Raw genomic sequence first — 20,897 nt, forward strand, 5'->3', positions numbered from 1 at the left:
TTAGTAATTTTCTATTAGTACAAAATTATTTGAAAATCCTATCCAAAATTGTTACAAAAAAATATAAAATTGTAACAAAAAGATAAAAAGTTGATTTTTTAATTTTTATGTTCTTACGAATTGTCTCAAAAAAATACATAGCAGTTATCTCAATATACCAAAGTTAATACCGAAATATGCATCTGTAATTTAAATAAATTATAAAAAATACCCTATAACTCTATATATAGGGTATCATTGAAATCATGATATAAAAAAATTAAATCCCTATCAAAAATGATCTAATGACGATATCAAATAACACAAATTAACATAATCTATCTTTAATTTAAAGATAATATATAAAATTATACTAATCACAATTAGTTATCAAAAAACATATTTAACTATATTTTTATTACAAGAATAAACGCACACTCATATTGATTCAATTTAATAATAAATAACCCCAATACCACACCAATTACTAAACTTAGATTAAGGTGTGTAAAATTTAAATGTTATAAGAAATATAAAAAGCCCCAATAGCGTCATATTATAATAGTTAGAGAGAAGAAAGAAGAGCATTCAGATGCTATTTTATAAAACACATTCACACACAATTGTAACAGTATCCGGGACATTTTTATAGTCATCAGCTATCAGTCTAGCGATTAACAATAGATTGCTTACTTGGAACTTCGTCGCTTTTTTAGAAGAAAGGCTAGAATTCTGCTTCTTCAGAATTTTCTTAAGATTATCAATTGAATTCTTCAACGCTTTAAGACCATAGTCCTTAAAGATTTCTACAAGATTTTCAAGTATACCAACAAAAGCAATATCAGTCGTTATCTTTACAATAGATGCTTTAACTTTTTAGCCAATTCTTCGCGAATACGCACACCACTATCAATACCCAAACAATGAGAATAAATTCTAATGATACTATAAATTCCATTATAATCACGATTAATAAGTTTTAACTGTGCCGTATATCTTACCAAAATGAACAAGAAAGGTTCTGCTCTTTTCATTTTGGCCCAACTTTCTTAATATACTCCTCAACTTTATTCCAATTAACATTAGGAATATCTTTTTTATTTCCTCTATTTGTTGGCTTAAGCTCTCCCGTAATGCCATCAATTTTGATTTTTTTCTTTTAAAAAAAGTGATACACAACTGAATTTCGACACTAAAACAATTCCTTAAAATTGATTCTAATATTACTAATATAAATATATTGTTTCTAGTCATATTACCTTCTTCTTTTTAAATTAAACTGTTTAAATAAAATTTAACTTTTAAAATCACTAATAATCAAAAAGATAACTTGAAGTCCACCTGACAAGCCTATAAAGCAATCTATAAACTAACAATATAATTATATAAAAACACTTAAAGTACGACTACTCAATTTAGTCACCCCCAAATACTTTTATCTAAAAAACTAAAAATCACTGTAAAAGCTATTGATAAGCTCGTTTTTCTCTCTTAACATAAAGTCAAGAAAATACTAATGAAATTTTAATACCACTCAATACAATGAAATTGTGTCATTTTCCATTTTCCAAAACATTATGCGGATGAGACTCCCGTAAAGAGGCGGGACTTATTTTTACAAAATAAGCATTTGTTTTTAATTCTAATATTGTTTCTACCCCCAAATAACCCATCCCAGACATTAATCCTCCCTTCAACTGAAAGACAATATCTTTTAATTTACCAGCATAAGGCACCATTCCTTCAATGCCTTCAGGTACCAATTTGTTAGAAGGTGATTCTTTATTGGCAAATTGAAAATATCTTGATTTGGAACCTCTAACCATAGCAGAAAGAGAGCCCATCCCAACATAAACCTTAAATTTTTTTCCATTATAAATTACTTCTTCTGAAGGAGATTCATGAGCACCTGCAAAGAGATTTCCTATCATCACACAATCAGCTCCTGCTGCAATCGCTTTAACGATATCTCCTGAAAATCTAATCCCACCATCAGCTATAATGCAAGTATCGGTATGTCTGCAAGCTTCAAAAACATCATGAATTGCTGTTAATTGGGGTACTCCAACTCCTGATACTATTCTTGTTGTACATATACTTCCTGGACCTATTCCTACCTTCAAACAGTCTGCTCCCATATTAATCAAATCAAGAGCTGCTTCTTTAGTCACTATGTTACCCGCAATAACATCCAAATTCGGATATTTATTTTTAATTTTTCCTACAAGCTCAATTACTCGTGTAGAATGACCATGTGCAGAATCAATAACAACAACATCAACATCTGCTTTGACTAATTCTTCAACACGCTCCAAAGCATCAACATCAATGGAGACAGCTGCCCCCACTCTTAATCTATTTTTTACATCTTTGCATGCACTAGGAAAATATTCCTGATGTTCCACATGATTATATCTTTACAGGTTATCAATCCCCTTAAATTATTTGATTCATCAACAATAAGTAACTTTTCGATTTATGTTTAAATAATATTTCTTTGGCTTCTGTCAATGTTATATCCTCTTTTGCTGTAATCAATTTTTTCGTCATTGCACTTATAACAGGAATATTATCATCCGTGATATATTTAATATCTCTACTAGTAACCAAGCCCAATATTTTGCCTGTTTTATCTGTGACAGGCAGTGCAGAAATCTTATGTTTCGCTATCAATATCTTAGCTTCTCGCACATTCGCATTATCATCAATAGTAATAGGGGTTTTTATAATCCCAATCCGATAAGCCTTTACTATCTCAACTTCTTTTCTTTGAGCCTCAATTGTCATATTTTTATGTATAATGCCTATTCCACCTTCTTTAGCCATAGCTATCGCCATTCGACTTTCTGTAACTGTATCCATAGCTGAGCTTAAAAAAGGTATATTCAAAGATATACGCTTAGTTAACTTCGTTTTTAACTCAACATCGCTAGGTAATACAGACGACTTTCTAGGAACTAAAGAAACATCATCAAAAGTCAAAGCTTCTTTTACTATCTTTTCTATCAATCTGTTTTCCTTATTTTTTTATTCCCATTCTATTGTTGCTGGGGGCTTAGAAGAAATGTCATAACAAACTCTATTTATGCCTCTAATCTCATTAATTATTCTTGAAGAAACTTTTTTTAAAAAATCAAAAGGTAACTCAACCCAAGTAGCGGTCATAAAATCTAAAGTATCAACACATCGAATAACAGCTGTATATTCATATGTTCTATTATCTCCCATCACTCCAACAGATCTTACAGGCAATAAGACTACAAACGCTTGCCTTACCTTATAATACAAGTTATTTTCTAAAAGCTCCTCTATTAAAATATTATCAGCCTCCTGTAAAATATCAATTTTATCCTGAGTAATTTTACCAATTATTCTTATTGCCAATCCTGGTCCGGGAAATGGATGCCTATAAAGAACATTTTTTTCAATTCCCAGCTTCATTCCTAGTTGAATTACTTCATCTTTAAAAAGCTCTCGCAATGGTTCTAAAAGCTTTAAGTTAATTCTTTCTGGAAGCCCACCCACATTATGATGAGACTTGATATTTGATGTGGAAGCATTATTCCCACCGCCAGATTGAGACTCAATTACATCTGAATAAATAGTACCTTGAGCCAAAAATTCTACATCTTTATCTGCTAACGCTACCTGTTCAAAAACCTCTACAAAGGTTTTTCCTATTATTTTTCTTTTCTCTTCAGGTGCATCTATATTTTTCAAATTATTCAAAAACACTGAAGAAAAATCAAAATACTTGACATTCAAATCATACCGTTTACCAAGCTCTAAGATCTCTCTAACCTCATTTTTACGCAATAAACCAGTATTGATAAAAACACATATTAAATTCTTCTTTATTGCCTTGTTAATAAGCAATGCACATACCAAGGAATCAGTTCCACCAGAAACTCCCAAAATTACTTTTCTATCACCTACTTGAAGTTTTATTTTCCTTACAAAATCATCTATATTATTATTTACATTCCAATTAACTTGGGCTTGACAAATTCTCAAAACAAAATTTTTCAATATTTGATTTCCAGCCTCTGAGCAAGTTGCTTCAGGATGAAATTGTACCCCATAAATCTTTTGTTCCTCGTTAAACACAGCAGCAATACAATTTTTAGTATAAGCTATTTGTCTAAAATTGTTTGGAATTTTTTCAACATTGTCCCCATGACTCATCATGACTTCCAATTTATTTGAAAGCCCTGAAAATAAATTAGACTGATGATTTTCTATAAAGATCTCAGTATTACCAAACTCCTGCCTATCACACTTAAAAATTGCACCACCAAACAATTTAACGATTAATTGCATCCCATAACATATTCCTAAAATAGGTATACCTAAATTAAAAATTCCAACGTCAACAGTAGGAGCTTCATCTAAATAAACAGAAGCTGGCCCTCCACTTAAAATTATCCCTACAGGATGCATATCCTTAATCTCTTCTTCAGAAATAGAATGAGCAATAACTTTTGTATAAACACCCATTTCCCTAATTTTTCTTGCAATCAACTGACTATACTGAGAGCCAAAATCCAATACAATCACTGCATGATTACTCACTATAAAAATCCCTTCAAAAATTAATTTTACTTATATATACAAATTTAAAAAAATAATTTAATTAACATTAAGCCTTTAAATTGATTGAGCATGGAAGATTTAACAAAAACTAATACCATATGCATCAATCATAGAAAGCAATGCTATATTTTGTTAACTCATCATGCCAAAAATCTATAAATTAACAAGAGAAATATTTATCAACTTATAGATTTTTCATAATCTACCTCTCTAAAAACACTTTAATATTAATTAAATATCAAAATTTAACTTATCTACCCACTTTAATAAGTATTAATATAATAATACTTATTATATTAATACTTATTAAAGTAATTTCAAGATTTCTTGCACCATTACAGCTGCATTCACTGCTGCCATTTTAAGAAATTCACCGTATTCAATTTCATTATCTTCATGATTCACAATAGCAGATATGGACCTAACAATTATAAAGGGAACTTTAAAAATATGAGCAACATGCCCTACTGCTGCACCTTCCATTTCTACTGCTACTACATCATCAAAATTTGCCACAATTTTTTGCAAATAAACTGGATCAATGAATTGATCACCTGTCAATATTAGACCGGAATATCCATTAATATCTTTAAATTTTACTTTAATAGCATTCAGAGCTTTTTCAAGCAAATTTCTATCACTTTTGAATCTCTGAGGCAAGTCCGGTACCTGTCCAAATTTATGTCCAAATTTTACTAAATCAAAATCATGATAACCTACCTCTGAAGATACTACTATATCGCCCACTTTAAGATTACTTACCTTAGAGCCCACAACTCCACCAGCAACTCCACAATTGATCACATGACTGATATTATATTTTGACAAAAAATAACTAGTCCATAAACCTGCATTAACCTTCCCAATCCCAACAACAACAGAAAGAACATTGCGATTAGATATCTTACCTTTAATAATTTTTTTATTAAGTCCATAATCCTTTATTACTATTTCTTCCTTACGAGACATAAGCTTATGTAACTCATCGGCTTCAGAATCCATAGCAAATACTATTAAAACATTGCTATTTTTATCAATCATAACAGCATAACTATTAAAATAAATTAACAAAAAAATTATTAACTTCAATACTAAATATTTATGATTATCTATCAAATAAAGACTCCTCAATTGCTTCAAAAATTATTACTACATTTGTAGTAATAATTTAACTCCTTTTTTCAATTTTTCAACAAAAAAATATGCAAAATCCAATAAAAAGATTAAACAAACAAACTTAATAGGAAAAAACTAATTTTAAAACAAAAAGACAAAATAATAAAAGCATTGTGAAAGAAACTTTCAAACTTTCTCTGGTCAATAAAGCATACAATATACTTAAAACTACATAAAAAATTATGCCAATCCCTATTCCTGAAGCTATGCTATAAGTCAAAGGAATTAAAAATAATATTAAAAAACTAGGAATTGCTTCTCTTGTGTTTGCAAAATCTATATTTTGGATTTCTTTACACATAAAAAATCCCACGTATATTAAAGCAGCCGAAGTTGCACTAGCAGGAACAGCAATAAATAAAGGAGCAAAAAATACTGACAATAAGAATAAACTTCCTGTTACAATTGATGTAAATCCTGTCTTTCCACCCTCAGCTATACCTGTAGAACTCTCAATATAAGTAGTTACAGTAGACACACCCATAACCGCTCCGAGAGTAGTAGCAATAGCATCAACTAACAATATCCTATCAACATTATATATCTTCCCCTTATCATCCATCAAATTTCCTTTTGAAGCAACACCTACTAAAGTGCCAAGGGTATCAAATAAATCATTAAATAATAAAATGAATACTATGAAAATAAAATTCCAAAAATTTCCACTTAACACATAAGAAAAACTGAGTTTATTAAAAATGGGCGTAACTGACTCATATCTTAAAAAACCATCTGGCAAACTAATTCCTAAATCCATAGCATCTTTTTTATTAAAGAAAACATAACTCCACGCTATTAAAGTAGTTATGCAAATTGATAATAATATACTACCCCTAATCAGTTTAATTTCAAAAATAAATATGAAAATAATTCCTAACATTGTAAGTAAAACTTTTAAGCTTGCAAAATTTCCAAGACCAATTAATGTAGCATCATTTTTAACAATAATTCCACCATTAACAAACCCAATAAAAGCAATAAACAACCCTATCCCGACGGCAGCAGCACATCTTAAATTTAATGGTATGGAATTTACAATCTCCTCACGAATCTTTGATATGGATAAAATAATAAAAATAATGCCCTCAACAAAAACCGCCCCCAAAGCCACTTCCCAGGGTATATTCATTCCTTTCACAACCGAAAATGCAAAAAATGCATTAATTCCCATCCCAGAAGCTAATGCCAAAGGGACATTAGTGTAAATCCCCATAAAAATGGTAGCAAGTCCAGCTGTCAAACACGTCGCTGTTACTAACGCACCTACTGGCATCCCTGTACTAGAAAGTATATAAGGATTAACAGCTATGATGTACGCCATGCTCAAAAATGTTGTAATACCAGCTATAATCTCTGTCTTATAATCAATATTATTATTCTTAATTTGGGATATTAACGTAGCTCTAATGTTGCTCAAAAATTACTCCTCTTATCAGATATTCCTTATCTGTACAAAAAACCAAAATTAATGGCATTTATTTTAATACAAAAATCATTAAAAAACAAAAAAATTAAGCTAAAAACAAAGTTATATATCTTTAGCAAACTTTATTGTTTTGAAATAAAATATTTTCGATATCAAGCTGCTCTGAAAAAACAATAGTTTTGAGAATTTCTCCTGAGCTGTTTACAACAACAAATTTTTTAGCCTTAATTAACTTTAAATATGTTTTTAAAGAAATCTCTTTACCTACACTCAAGAAAGTCTGAATATACTTATCTCCAATTCTCTTATAACGCCTAAGCAAAAATGCAGCTACTATGTCATCATTCTCACATTTTAAGAACAATGGCTCTTTATATCTTAAATTGAACTTACCTGAAATAGTAAAATAATGTCTTAAAGAAACCTTATTCTTATCAGAAATTAATTTAATATATTTTGAAGTCTTAATTAATCCATCAAAACTCCTCTGATCAATGGTTGTACAAGAAAACATCAAAAACACAAAATAAAAAATAATATATCTATCAAAGCACTTTGTCATTAAATTACCATAAATTCTTATAAAACAATATAATTTACTATAAATTCTATAAGATATTGTTATCAAGAGCATATTTGAGAGTATTTCTAGTACTCTCAAAGTCAACATCAATAAATCTAGCATCATATTTCAAAGTATCCCTAGTCCACACTTGATAAGAATTATCATCTAAAACAAAAGACAATCTCTTGTGAGGATTAAGGGCTCTTAAAATAAGTTCAGCATTGTTTCTATCAATCTCAATATACAAAAACCTTAAGGTGCCAACACCAACCACTTTAGAAATATTAATATCACCAACATGGTTGTCATCTTGAAGCAATTTCAAAGAACCGCTATCGAAATTCAAACTTGAATCCAAAACAACATTCAAAAACACAGAAAAATCATTAGTTAACTTATCTCTTTTGATATAAATCTGGCTATTTGGGTAAAAATAAAGAAAATAACCAACTCTTTCTATTTTATTAAATTTTTCATCTAAAAATTCTTCTACATTTAAAGTCTCACATGAAAAAAAAACAAATACAAATAGACAAAAACTATATCTCATAATTAAATTATATTATACAATATAATAAGGAGAATATTTATATTGAATGAAATCCAATAATTTTAGCTCATACATTAAAACCCCCTATATCTATTCTGATTACATAATTTCAAAATATGCTATATTACTTATTCCAGTACCAATAATAAAAATTGCAATAGGAGAGGGCCTTAAAGTATTCGAAATTGCATTTGAAGACAAATATAAAAACTTTGCTGGATACATTAAACCAAATAAAAAAGCCATATACATAAACGAAATGATGAATCTACAAAACAAAAGATTTGCAATAGCACAACAACTTGGTCATTATTTAATGCATAAATACCAAGTATTTAACCCATCTAAAAGAACAGATACAATTAATACTCAAGATAATCTAATGACTATAGAATCCAATATATTTGCAGCAAACTTATTAATTCCAACCACCACCTTAAAATTAAAAGTTCCTCAATACAAATCAATAAAATATCCTCAAAAACTGATGTCACAAGAATTTCAAGTGTCTGAAAATATAATACACTTTAAGCTAAGCATGCTCAATGAAATTCACAGACTTGAGAAAGAAAACAAAATACAAAAAAAACTAAAAATCAAACAAATAGATCAAATAAAAGCTAAAGAACTTCTGCTTCAAAACGTAGATAAATTAAAAGAATCAATAGCTATTGACTTAGAAAAAAGAGAGGTCACAAAAAAAGAAAGCATAAAAAAAATCTTTGAAGAATTAGAATAAATCATCTCACTACTTAGAAAAGCTTTTTAATATAAATTCCAGTTTTCGTTTAGCAATAATTAAAGCACTCTTATCCTGAATCAACATATCTAAAAAACCTTTATTAATTATAATCCAAAACTTATTATCTATACATGCCCTATCAAAAGGAAACTTTATTCTTAAAGGAAATTTTTCTTTAATATTATGGGCATCTAAATATCGCAAAATTTCTAATCTAAAAGACGTGCCTTGAACTGTACTATATGCTAATATAACTCTATATAATTTTTTATTATATAAGTAAAGATTATTAATATACTCAATATTATTGTTATAACTAAGTTCAGAAACATAAACTAAATTATCCTGGGCTTCTTTTAAAATATCAAAATTATGTTTAAGAGAATCATTTAAACTTTCATCTTTTTTTAAAATAGAACTTGAAATTTTAAGTTCAGGATATGTCATTAAAGCTTTTAAGGTAAACAAATTCAAACGAGTACCATCAAATGTGGTAGTACAACATAAAAATAAAAAGGTAAAAAGTCCTGCAAAATATAAAAACAAACGCATACAATATTCTGTTTCTACTTCTTAAGTATACTTTTTCATAAAAATAAAGTAAATAAAACAAACTTTGATATAATAATATAAAAAATTGACTCAAAGGAAATCAAATGAGCTATTATGCATTAAGCAAAATATTTACGTATTTTGGATATATTATCATAGGAATTTCATCTTTTACCATTTTTAACAAAAATTTAAAAACCAAAATTAAGAATAAGATGAAAAAGTTTAGCCCCATATACTATTTGACTCTATTTATTCTTTTTATAACTAGTGCTAACTTAGCCCAACATTTCTCAGAAAAACAATTATTAGAAGATTTCCAAGTATTTCAAGAAGATTTTTTTGCAATACATAAAATCAACGCAGCATTATTACAAATATACCTCTCAGGGTTACAAGAACCAATCAAAATGGAATTAATGTCAAAACAAATACCAATAAATACAATATTTAATGCTAGCTTTGAAAAATATTCAAAAACCATCAATAAGCCACCAACTGATATCATAAATATCTATAATGCCTATATTAAAGCAATGAATACAGAAATCAAAAACAGAATTACAAAATTAGAAGAAGAAATTTTACCAATGTATAACAAATATAAATTGCCTAGTTTGAATAATAAAATATCAGACATAAGTGTGGACAAAAATGGAAATATCATTCCTGTACTCAAAGACATAAATGGTAAAATAACAGATTTATTATTTTACGATCAAAACTATAATTTAATTCCATTTAAGGAATATCAAAAACATGAAGTCAAATTTGAGCTCATTAAAGATGCTACCAATCACTATTTCAATGAATTAGTCAATGTTTATTATCTTGATTCTAACGACGCTCAAGTTACTATTGATTATTATAAAAATAATCTTGATACAATTCCTTATTATATAGACTTAAAAGAAAATAAAGATAACTTTTTAAAAAGCATCAAAACTAAAAACGAATATAAAGCATACATTAAAGACAAGCATAAGCTTAAAATATTAGTAAATAATGATAATCTAGATGAAATTAAAATTTTTCTAGAAAAAAACCCAAATACTTTCTCATTAAATACAATATTTTCCGATGGAAATCCCTTATTTACTTGCGCAGTAAAATCAAAATCTAAAAATATAATAAACTATGCAATGTCAAAAGATTTCAACATCAATCTAACAGATCTGAAAGCTCAAACTGCACTTCACAATGCCATAATTAATGAGTATGGTATCGAATTTATCCAATCTCTTATAGAAAAAGGAGCAAATCCATCTATAAGAGATTTAGACAAAAAATTACCGTTAGATTACGCTCCAAAAAACAGTGAAATCTATCAATATCTAAATCTTATTACAAGATAAATTTATCAACAAATCCGAAAGTATAAATAATATTAATTAAATTAATTAATATTATTTATACAGTATATATATTAATTAAATTAATTAATATATATACTGTATTTATTAGAAATGATCACGAGGAGAACTCATTATGATTAACCCTGCAAATAAATTTGCCATCTTACAAAAAATCGGCAAAGCTTTTATGCTCCCAATAGCCCTTCTACCAGCAGCCGGACTTTTATTGGGTATTGGCGGTGCATTTACAAACGAAACAATGATTCAAGCTTACAGCCTTAAAGCAACTTTGGGACAAGGAACCCTTTTAAACATTATTTTATCAGTTATGAGAGATACGGGTGAGGTAGTATTTGAAAATTTACCGCTAATATTTTCATTGGGAATTGCAATCGGACTCGCCAACGTCGAAAAAGGCTCGGCAGGACTTTCTGGTGGAATTGGATTTCTAATTATGCACAAAGCTATAAGTAGCACCCTTGCAATACAAGGCATAACTGCCAAAACAGTTAGTTCTGATTACTTAATGGCAACAGGTTTCAATGAAGCACAAGCTGTTGCAAAATCATTCGAATATACCAATGTACTTGGAATGCATACGCTCCAGATGGGGGTACTTGGGGGTATGATTCAGGATTCACTGCTGCACATCTTCATAATAAATATTACGATATTCAACTCCCTCAATTTCTAGCATTCTTTGGGGAACAAGATTTGTTCCAATAGTTACAACCGGAACAATGCTCATTATTGGCATAATGCTTGTATTTATTTGGCCCCCCATACAAAGCGTAATTGCTATGACAGGCGAAATTGTAGAAAAATCTGGTTATTTTGGCTCATTTCTATTTGGAGTAATTGAAAGAACACTAGTTCCAACGGGTTTGCATCATATATTTTACATGCCATTCTGGCAAACACCCCTGGGCGGAACAATGGAAATTAATGGAGAACTGGTATCAGGGGCACAAAAAATATTTTTTGCACAACTTGCAAATCCAAATTTCTCAGGACATTTTGAAGTTACAAAAGGAACAAGATTTTGGGTTGGGAAATGGCCTGGGCATGCATTTGGGCTTCCTGGAGCAGCACTTGCAATGTGGTGGGTAGCAAAACCTGCACGTAAAAAAGAAATGGCGGCACTGCTTGGCTCTGTGGCATTCACGTCATTCTTAACAGGAATAACAGAACCTATTGAATTCACATTCCTTTTTGCAGCTCCTATATTATTCTTTGGATTTAATGTCATTATGTACGGTATAGGATTTGTACTGATGCATCTTTTAAATGTTGGAGTGGGGGTAACATTTGCAAACGGGTTTATTGATTATTGCCTTTACGGAATACTTCAAGGAAGTGCAAGAACAAGCTGGATAAATATACTTTATGTTGGAATACCTTATTTCTTTATATATTTCTTTGTATTTAAATGGGCCATAGTCAAATTTGACTTTAAAACTCCAGGACGAGAGGATGACGGAACGACTACTCAAAGAGGGAGCTCAAGGGAAATACTTGCCAATTTAAGAGAAGTCACAACTAAAATCATCGAAGGCCTTGGGGGAATTAATAACATTAAATACAACAGTGCCTGCATCACAAAACTCAGAATTGAAATACATAATATCAACCTTGTCAAAGATGATACTTACTTCAAAACAATTGGTGCTAAAGGCATCATAAGACAAGATAAAGGATTACAAATCGTATTTGGTATTGTATCAGATAATATCAATACAGAAATAGAAAAAATCATTAAAAAAATATAAACCTCAATAATTACAATAACAAATGACAACTTGAAAGGAATGTACAGTACTTATTCCTTTACAAAGAATTTTGTCTTTAAATTTATTTACAAATCAACAAATATTGCTAATATTAAATTAATAACATAATTAAAAATGTTAATTATATTAAATTTTAACGACAACTCAAGGGGAGAAGTGTTTATGTCAACATCATCAGAATCTATATTTACAACATTACAAAAGGTAGGAAAAGCCTTCATGTTACCAATAGCTTTACTACCAATAGCTGGGATTCTATTAGGAATTGGTAGTGCACTTACCAATACAACAATGATTCGAGCTTATGGAATGGAAAATACACTTGGAGATGGAACCTTAATAAGCTCAATATTATCTTTAATGAAATATACTGGTGAAGTAATTTTTTCAAATTTACCTTTAATGTTTGCAGTAGCAATTCCAATTGGACTGGCAAAAGCCGAAAAAGGAACAGCAGCTCTTGCTGGAGTTGTAGGATTTTTAGTGATGCATCAAACTATAAATGGTGTTTTATCCTTGCAAAATATAAATCCTTCCACTGTAAATGCAGATGCACTAATAGCAATGGGAACACCCGAGGCAAGTGCAATAGCAAAAAGCCAAGAATATACACATGTGCTTGGAATCTTTTCTCTTCAAATGAGCGTAATGGGAGGAATGATAGCAGGATTTATTTCGGTAGCGCTTCACAATCGGCTACATAATATACAACTACCAACATTTCTAGCATTTTTCGGGGGTTCAAGATTTATTCCCATCATAACAACACTTACAATGTTTCTCGTAGGAATAATTTTAACATGCATCTGGCCATTCATTCAAGGAATGATGAATTCATTGGGAAATATTATAGAAAAATCCGGTTATTTTGGTTCATTTGCATACGGCGCTATAAAGAGATCTTTAATACCTTTTGGTCTCCACCATATATTTTACATGCCATTCTGGCAAACATCTTTGGGTGGAACAATGGAAATTAATGGAGAGCTAATATCAGGAGCACAAAATATTTTCTTTAAACAACTCGCAGATCCTAATACTGTACACTTTGAAGTTGCAAAAGGAACAAGGTTTTTCAGTGGTGAATTCATAATGATGATTTTTGGATTGCCTGGAGCAGCACTTGCAATGTATCATACTGCAAGAAAAGAAAATAAAAAAAATACAGCTTCTTTATTATTATCAGCCAGCTTCACATCAATGATAACAGGAATAACAGAACCTATTGAATTCGCATTTCTTTTTGCAGCTCCGGCTCTTTACTATCTAATATATGTTCCTTTATTTGGACTAGCCCATCTATTAGCACATTTTTTCAATATTGGGGTTGGATTAACATTTTCTGGCGGACTGATTGATATGTTTTTATTTGGCATACTACAAGGCAATAGCAAAACAACCTGGACAATGATCCCTGTCATTGGTATCTTTTACTTCGTAGTATTATACTATGCTTTTAAAATTGTAATTCTAAAATTCAATCTAAAAACACCAGGCCGTGAAGATGTAGAAGAAGTTGTCACCATCAACAAAAAAACAAATTCACAAAAAACAGGCATATCAGAAGTTGCCATAAACGTACTAGAAGGTCTTGGGGAAAAGACAACATCACATATCTTGATGCATGTGCCTCAAGATTAAGAATTAATGTTAATAAAATAGAACTGGTGAAGTCTGTCTCTTATTTTAAATCCATTGGAGCGAGTGGAGTGCTTATAAAGGGAAATGGGATACAAATTGTCTTTGGAGGACTCTCTGATAACATAAAAATGGAAATAGATAAAATAATACAAATGTCTAAAAATATTTAGGGTATAAATGAACAACAAAGGGGAGATATTTTAAAGTCTCTCTTCTTGTATTGTATAAATAAGGATAAGACATATGAATAAATATCAATATTTCATTTCAGGAAAGGTACAAGGCGTAGGATTTAGATTCTTTACAGAACAAATTGCAAATAAAATAGCAATCAAAGGGTTTGTTAAAAATTTGGACGATGGGAGAGTTGAAATAATAGCTTTCTTCAATAATAAAAAACAAATTAAATTATTTGAAAATACCCTCAAAAAGGGCAATGGATATTCAAAAATCGAAAAAATAGAAAAAAATCTCTTAGATGAAAAGTACCCTTTTAATTTCAAGGACTTCTGCTCTTACTATTGATATTATTACCAATTTTGCCTCTAATTATTTTTTTGCCAATTTTTGCTCTATGACTAATCTTGCTCTTATTGGCAAAGCCAAGCTCCTTTGAACTAGATTTAAAAAAATTCTCTACCCTAAACTTCAAGAACTCCAATGATTTTCTATCTTTACAAAAAATATTTAGATTTCCATCAGAAAACTTAATGTCAAGCCCATAGTTAGTTGCGGTCTTTAGAAAATTGCAAGAAAGAAATTCTCCATTCAATTTACTTCTCTTAAAAAGAAAAAAATATTTTTTACCTCTCTTAGAGTCTCTAAAATCAATCTTCAACCAATTCTGCATTGGCTGAATTGACACCAAACTATCATAAAGATAAGAAATGTAAACCATTCTGTTTTCATCAACACTAAGAGTCTTCCTAAAAAAATAAAGAAATCCTGTATCCATACAATTAATAAATATATTACAATCAAGATATTTAAAAAAACTATGAATCAATTTAAAAAAAATTTGGCATAAAAACAAAATTAACTTTCTGCAATAATTTTAAATCTCATATCCAAAAATTATGGCTAAATATTCACCAAGCTTTGCATAGTTATAATTATAGCCATATTTTTGCTTGAAAGCCTTACGAATCCTTACATTCAGACCTCTTAACATTTCCAATTCTTCGATATTATCTTTCATCATTAGATCTTTAATCACATACAAAGTCTTAACATAATTACCATCCATAATATGATAGTCTTGTAGCAATAAATCTAATTTTTGTATAGTAATAACAGAATACGTAGTTTTTCTCCTAATATAGGTGTAGATCCGTCTTCTAATTAATTTCAGCAAATCAATATCAGCATTATCATCTAAGTTCTCTAAGATATAACGATTGTAATGAAAAGCTGTTATTATATCATCATGCTCATGTCCTAAAACAGTAGTTATCCACAAATTTAGCTCCATATTTTTTGGCGCAAATGCAAGATAAGAAAATCTACTATAAAGCCTCCTACAAAAATAAACTGACTCTTCAGGCTTAAAGATATTTTCAAAGATCTTACGAAATAGTCTATTATAGCTATAGGCAAGATTCGACGATATACTTTCTTTCGAAAGCTTTTCTGTTCTTTCCATATATCTTATCTCTTCTATCGAATCAATAATTAACTTAGAATCAGCAAAAGTGGGGAAAACAATCTCATGAATTAAATTATGCTCTTTCTTTTTTGCAATATGTTTCATAAGAATATGTTCATTGTCTTCAACATAAAATTTAGATACCTTCATTACTTCAACAGGACGACGCCCTGTTGCCATCAAGACCCCATAAAACTTTAGTCTAACATCTCTTTTTTGAGTTAATAAAATATTAATCATTTCAATATAAGTTTTCAAGTTTATTTTAACTGATATCTGTTCTCGCCTATAACTATTAATTTTCGAAATCTTGTAATGATGTGAATAACTATTTAACCATTCGGGACTTTTAAACAAGCTTAAAAAAGAATCAAAATAGACCTTCCTACCTACAATATTATTAGCAATCATTAAATCTTGAAACTTACACAAATCCTTTATATCGATACTAGATAGTTCCTTTACTGTTTTAGGTGTCCAGAGAAATAAAAATTTATTTTTATTTCTTATTTCCTCAATCACAGCAAGATTGATATATTCCTTTATTATTTTACGAGTTTTGGAAAGATTTAATATGATTGAAAGATTAGTAAATTTATCCTTCCTTAAAAGCATACTTTTATGTTTCTCAGCAAGAATACTCAAACTTTTATTCAATTTAGAATATGAAATCTCATATCTTAAATACTTAACATACATTTCTTCCAAATTCTTTCTAAATAATTCAAGATTTTCTTTTATAGTAAATTTCAAAGACATACTAAACAAATTATATCAAGAAAAAACAATAAGGGCATACTTCTCAGACTACTATCGAATTTTAAAAATAAAAACATAACTAAAATAAATCACTACTTATTAAAAGTTCCCATCAATTTTACTATTGCATAAATCTCTCAATAGCTTTAAAAACATAATAATAAAGCACAATGTAAGCTTCTCTTAAAAAAGAATACTCAGGATTTCCCATAAAATACATAAGTTCACTTGTACTAGAATTCATATCATCTTTATGATTTCTAATCTCAAATTCACGGTTAATCTCTTTTATATGCTCCAACCCAAAAGTATCAATAGAAATTTGCTTACTATACCCTATATCAAGATCACTTTTTAACACTATCCTTTTCCGAAAGATTTCTTTCACTTGAAGTTCAAATACACCAGGAAGAATAACATTGATAAAATCTAACTTTAATCCGAAATTTAAAATAAACCCAAACTTATAATCTAATAAACCTGCTATTTTTGAATACAAGATTATCCGCAAAATAATACTTTTTATTCCTTTATCCAATATAAAATAATAAGAATAACCGTTAATATCCTTAATAGAATTAAAATAGTTTTTAGAATGAACGTGGGTTTTAAATTTATTATTACCTAAATATTCATAACTTGCAATTTCTGATTTTATTGCCTCTTCTAAAGAAACAAAAAACCTCGACGCAGTATCAAAATTACAAGAATAAAAAATAAAAATGAAAGATAAAAAAAATCTGCAAAATATCTTCAAAAATACCTCAAGATAAAAACTATCTAATTAACAATATAACCAAAATTTAAAAATTAAATAATATAACTTTATACCTATGAAAATAAAACAATATAAAATAAATTTAAAGTATAAAAGTATTATTTAAAGGCTTTACTTTTTCATAATATTTAATTAAAATGTCATTAGCATTTTAAAGATAAATATCAAACGATAGGAGTCCAAAATGAGACAAAAAAAGGTCAACAAGATGCCATTTAACAAAGTAGTAGATCGAAGATTAAAGGTATTTTGGGTAATTCAAAAATTGCAGCACAATTATTTTCACAATAAGAAAAGGTATTCTTTAAAAAATGTTGTATTTATGGTAAATTCAATCTTAGAAAAAAAAGGATTTAAAACAGTAACAAAAAGGACTATACAAAATGACATTAAAAATTTTGAGGAACTGGGGCTATTAAAAATAGATTTTAATCCTCTTGGAAAAAACAATGGAAGTTTCACTTACTATATAATCAACAAAGCTATTGAAAAAATAGCTAACAAGATAATAAGCAAAACCTATTTCCTCAAAAAGAAAAGAAGCACAGAACGGGCAAGAAACAATGCTATTAAAAAATACAAATTAAAAGAACAAAATCAACAGTTCAAAATTTCACATCAAATATTTTCATATCATTTAAGTGATAAAAAAAGTAAATATTATATAAATAAGAATTCTAACTTAAAAAACATTAAACATAAAAAAACTCAACTAGAAGGAATAATATTACAAAAATTTAAAAAAATAGAAAAAAAAGACTTAGATGAAATTAAAAATATCGTAAAAACACAAATAAGTTATAAAAATACACTTTGGAATCTGAAAGATTTTATGGACGAATTGAAAGAATATGATGAAAATGAAATTATAAAATTTTTTAAAAACAAACTCATAAAAAAAAGAAATAAAATATGGTTTATGTCAAAAAAAAACATAAAAACAGATTTCAATAAAATGATAGGAGAATTTAAAGAAAAAAACAAAACCAAGGCTCAAAATTTTTACCAAAAAAATCAAAAAGAAATAAAAAAAATAAAAATGAATTACATAGATAATCCAAACGAAATAATAAAAGCAAGCGAATTAATAAATAAAATCATGAAAACAGAATTATTGTTTTCTAACTAAGGAAATATGAAAAATGATTAAGACAACACGTGAATTGAAGGCAAAGCTAATGGCAAGAAAGTTAAAACTGGAAAATGATAACAGCAGTAAAAGCTTTTTCAAAAAAATAGAAGAAAAAAACTGTAAAAAAATGTATCATACAAAGATTTTTAGCATAATCAATAATTTTGAAGCAAAGCCAAACAAAGGTAAATTTTGGTTGTGTTTTAGAAATATTTTTGATCCTACTCAATATGAAAGCCTTCATTTGTTTCATATGAGGCAAGGGGATAAATTCATGGGCATTTATTATGGATTTGTAAAATTGCCAAAACCATTGATTGTAAATTATAAGGAAAATGAAATAAAAAAAACGTCTAAAATAACAAGAATTTCTTTTATTGAATTTAGATTTAAAAAAGGAAGTGTTTTTTGTTATCTTAGGAGTTTGTATACGCTATTGCAATCAAAAAATAAGGAAAAAATTTTTTACAATGCTTTATTAGACAGAACTCTTAAATTGGAAAGAGAAGTTCATAAATTTTACGGAAAAGAATATATTGAAGATAGAGGAATACTAAGATGGATAAAAGAAAACCAAAAGTAATAACCATAGCTTCAATTAAAGGTGGAGTAGGAAAGAGTACGACAGCTTTATTTTTTAGTAGCATCTTATCAAATAAGAATTACAAGGTACTATTAATTGATTTGGATCCACAGGCTAGTAGTACAAGTTTTTATATTAATTTTATAAGAAATCAGGACATAGACATAAGAAAACTAAATATATACAGAGTGTTAAAAAAAGAATTGGATATCGAAAATGCAGTGATCAAGATAGGTAAAAGTCTTGATTTTATAGCAAGTCATTTAACCTTAAGTCAGTTTAATGAAGAAAATATGTCTTTAAAAGAAAGTCTTCTTAAAATATTTTTAAGTTATATACAACATAGGTATAATTTTATTATTATGGATACGGCCCCTACCTTAGGAAGTTTGCTTAATAATAGTTTAATAATTACTGATTATCTTGTTATTCCTCTGTCAACTGATCAATGGGCAATTGAAAGTTTGGATTTAATTACTAATAGATTGAAAGATATATTTAGGAGTGATTTACCTACATTTTATTTAGTGACCAATTTTGTTGAAAGGCAGAATATAGATAAAGAATTAAAAGGGTTTGTTGAGAATGAGTATAAGGAAAATTTTTTAGGTAGTATTCCAAAGCGAGATAATTTGAGAAAAAGCATTTTTTACAGAGATAGTTTTAATCCAAATGAAGATTATTATAAGGCCTATAAGGAAGTATTAGATAAATTTTTAAATAAGATTAATCATCATTAGTAGTTCCAAATGGAACTACTAGTTCCATTTGGAACTACTAATGATGAGGTACATTATGTCCAGCAAGAATAAAAAAATAGAGATAGTCAGGAGAATTGACTTTGAAGTTTGCGATATTAAGACTTTAAATAAAACAAGAGAAGAGAGATATTTAGAATTAAAAGAAAAACTTAGGATTTTAATAAAAGAAGAATCTTATAATAAGATAGAAACAGCCAGGATTTTGAAAGAAATTAATGAAAGCAAATATTATGCTCTTGATGGGTATAAAAGTTTTACAGATTTTATTAAAGAATATAAAATAGCAAAAACTTCTATATATAGATACATCAAGTTAGTAGCAGGAATTGATAGCGGTAAAATTGATTATGATCTGATTTTAAATAGAGGGGTGGATTATGCAATTAAGGTACTGGAAAATACAGATATGAATCAGAGTAATGTTAATTCGCTAAAACCTTTGAGGTTGAAAATTGATGATGATGAAGTTCTTCAGTTTTATGAAATCAACAAAAAATTTGCCATTTTTTTACTTCAAGAGGTCTATAGATATGAGAAAGATTTTTTTAATAAAATGAAGGATAAATTTAATAACTTAAAATTACAATGAATTTCTTAGATTGTTATTAGGTATTTGTCAGTGCAGAGTAGAGTTATTTATGTTATTTAAAATAAATTTTAAATATATAAAAATTTTTAAAAAAGGCTTTACAAAAAAATAAAATAGTTTATAATATATTCTATAGACTGAGATTGAAGTCTCACTCTTATTGTTTGATTAGAATAATAGGTTGGCTACAGTAAGTAGCCTTTGTCATTTTATCCAAATTTAAGTCCAGTATATGTAATTTTTTAGATGATTAATTTGCTTGTCTAGTTTAAATTTGAATA

Annotated in this window: 19 protein-coding genes and 2 pseudogenes; 10 read left to right on the forward strand and 11 right to left on the reverse strand. The window is 28.5% G+C overall.

From position 1 onward, the window contains the following. Positions 1-833: 833 nt before the first annotated feature. The 7 genes and pseudogenes from ACWUD1_RS05185 to ACWUD1_RS05215 form a co-directional block, all read right to left on the reverse strand. Entirely contained in the window at positions 834-992 is a 159-nt protein-coding gene (locus ACWUD1_RS05185; protein ID WP_472757093.1) for a hypothetical protein, read from the reverse strand. A gap of 540 nt (positions 993-1,532) precedes the next feature. Beyond that, positions 1,533-2,988: pseudogene (gene guaB / locus ACWUD1_RS05190) on the reverse strand (IMP dehydrogenase). A gap of 18 nt (positions 2,989-3,006) precedes the next feature. After that, the gene (gene guaA / locus ACWUD1_RS05195; RefSeq protein ID WP_472757094.1) at positions 3,007-4,551 is read right to left on the reverse strand and encodes a glutamine-hydrolyzing GMP synthase; all 1,545 of its coding nucleotides are present in this window, start codon (positions 4,549-4,551) and stop codon (positions 3,007-3,009) included. 327 nt (positions 4,552-4,878) lie between these two features. After that, positions 4,879-5,613, reverse strand: coding sequence for a 5'-methylthioadenosine/adenosylhomocysteine nucleosidase (locus ACWUD1_RS05200; protein ID WP_472757122.1), 735 nt, complete (start codon positions 5,611-5,613; stop codon positions 4,879-4,881). Positions 5,614-5,809: 196 nt separating this feature from the next. Then, on the reverse strand, positions 5,810-7,165 hold the full coding sequence (locus tag ACWUD1_RS05205; protein ID WP_472757095.1) for an NCS2 family permease: 1,356 nt from the start codon (positions 7,163-7,165) through the stop codon (positions 5,810-5,812). 121 nt (positions 7,166-7,286) lie between these two features. Continuing rightward, complete coding sequence (locus ACWUD1_RS05210) at positions 7,287-7,736, reverse strand: hypothetical protein (protein WP_472757096.1); 450 nt, start codon at positions 7,734-7,736, stop codon at positions 7,287-7,289. 46 nt (positions 7,737-7,782) lie between these two features. Beyond that, positions 7,783-8,289, reverse strand: a complete 507-nt coding sequence (locus ACWUD1_RS05215; RefSeq protein ID WP_472757097.1) for a hypothetical protein — start codon at positions 8,287-8,289, stop codon at positions 7,783-7,785. Positions 8,290-8,335: 46 nt separating this feature from the next. On the opposite strand from ACWUD1_RS05215, the gene ACWUD1_RS05220 reads away from it, so the two are divergent. Continuing rightward, complete coding sequence (locus tag ACWUD1_RS05220) at positions 8,336-9,028, forward strand: ImmA/IrrE family metallo-endopeptidase (protein ID WP_472757098.1); 693 nt, start codon at positions 8,336-8,338, stop codon at positions 9,026-9,028. Positions 9,029-9,037: 9 nt separating this feature from the next. Here the strand turns inward: ACWUD1_RS05220 and ACWUD1_RS05225 are convergent, their stop codons facing one another. After that, complete coding sequence (locus tag ACWUD1_RS05225; RefSeq protein ID WP_472757099.1) at positions 9,038-9,583, reverse strand: hypothetical protein; 546 nt, start codon at positions 9,581-9,583, stop codon at positions 9,038-9,040. A gap of 215 nt (positions 9,584-9,798) precedes the next feature. Here ACWUD1_RS05225 and ACWUD1_RS05230 point away from each other — a divergent pair, with 215 nt between their 5' ends. The 5 genes and pseudogenes from ACWUD1_RS05230 to ACWUD1_RS05250 all read left to right on the forward strand — a co-directional run bounded on the left by ACWUD1_RS05230 (position 9,799) and on the right by ACWUD1_RS05250 (position 14,894). Then, the gene (locus ACWUD1_RS05230) at positions 9,799-10,938 is read left to right on the forward strand and encodes an ankyrin repeat domain-containing protein (protein WP_472757100.1); all 1,140 of its coding nucleotides are present in this window, start codon (positions 9,799-9,801) and stop codon (positions 10,936-10,938) included. Between the two features lie 133 nt (positions 10,939-11,071). Beyond that, complete coding sequence (locus ACWUD1_RS05235; protein WP_472757101.1) at positions 11,072-11,632, forward strand: PTS transporter subunit EIIC; 561 nt, start codon at positions 11,072-11,074, stop codon at positions 11,630-11,632. Between the two features lie 46 nt (positions 11,633-11,678). Continuing rightward, complete coding sequence (locus ACWUD1_RS05240; protein ID WP_472757102.1) at positions 11,679-12,707, forward strand: PTS transporter subunit EIIC; 1,029 nt, start codon at positions 11,679-11,681, stop codon at positions 12,705-12,707. 183 nt (positions 12,708-12,890) lie between these two features. Next, positions 12,891-14,539, forward strand: a pseudogene (locus tag ACWUD1_RS05245) (PTS transporter subunit EIIC). A 73-nt stretch (positions 14,540-14,612) separates the two neighbouring features. Beyond that, on the forward strand, positions 14,613-14,894 hold the full coding sequence (locus ACWUD1_RS05250) for an acylphosphatase (RefSeq protein WP_472757103.1): 282 nt from the start codon (positions 14,613-14,615) through the stop codon (positions 14,892-14,894). Here ACWUD1_RS05250 and ACWUD1_RS05255 read toward each other — a convergent pair. The 3 genes from ACWUD1_RS05255 to ACWUD1_RS05265 form a co-directional block, all read right to left on the reverse strand. Further along, a complete protein-coding gene (locus ACWUD1_RS05255) occupies positions 14,869-15,324 on the reverse strand; it encodes a hypothetical protein (RefSeq protein ID WP_472757104.1) in 456 nt (151 codons plus the stop codon). The genes ACWUD1_RS05250 and ACWUD1_RS05255 overlap by 26 nt on opposite strands. Before the next feature lie 99 nt (positions 15,325-15,423). Continuing rightward, on the reverse strand, positions 15,424-16,773 hold the full coding sequence (locus ACWUD1_RS05260) for a protelomerase family protein (RefSeq protein WP_472757105.1): 1,350 nt from the start codon (positions 16,771-16,773) through the stop codon (positions 15,424-15,426). Between the two features lie 121 nt (positions 16,774-16,894). Beyond that, a complete protein-coding gene (locus ACWUD1_RS05265; protein ID WP_472757106.1) occupies positions 16,895-17,530 on the reverse strand; it encodes a hypothetical protein in 636 nt (211 codons plus the stop codon). Positions 17,531-17,735: 205 nt separating this feature from the next. Here ACWUD1_RS05265 and ACWUD1_RS05270 point away from each other — a divergent pair, with 205 nt between their 5' ends. From ACWUD1_RS05270 to ACWUD1_RS05285, 4 genes are read left to right on the forward strand one after another with little or no spacing between them, the layout of a single operon-like run. Beyond that, on the forward strand, positions 17,736-18,680 hold the full coding sequence (locus ACWUD1_RS05270; protein WP_472757107.1) for a plasmid maintenance protein: 945 nt from the start codon (positions 17,736-17,738) through the stop codon (positions 18,678-18,680). A 13-nt stretch (positions 18,681-18,693) separates the two neighbouring features. Next, positions 18,694-19,266, forward strand: a complete 573-nt coding sequence (locus ACWUD1_RS05275) for a DUF226 domain-containing protein (RefSeq protein WP_472757108.1) — start codon at positions 18,694-18,696, stop codon at positions 19,264-19,266. After that, positions 19,242-20,006, forward strand: a complete 765-nt coding sequence (locus tag ACWUD1_RS05280; protein WP_472757109.1) for a ParA family protein — start codon at positions 19,242-19,244, stop codon at positions 20,004-20,006. The genes ACWUD1_RS05275 and ACWUD1_RS05280 overlap by 25 nt, the downstream gene beginning before the upstream one ends. A gap of 55 nt (positions 20,007-20,061) precedes the next feature. Next, positions 20,062-20,616, forward strand: coding sequence for a chromosome replication/partitioning protein (locus ACWUD1_RS05285; protein WP_472757110.1), 555 nt, complete (start codon positions 20,062-20,064; stop codon positions 20,614-20,616). The last annotated feature ends 281 nt before the right edge of the window (positions 20,617-20,897 follow it).

It is taken from the genome of Borrelia tillae (assembly GCF_055693965.1).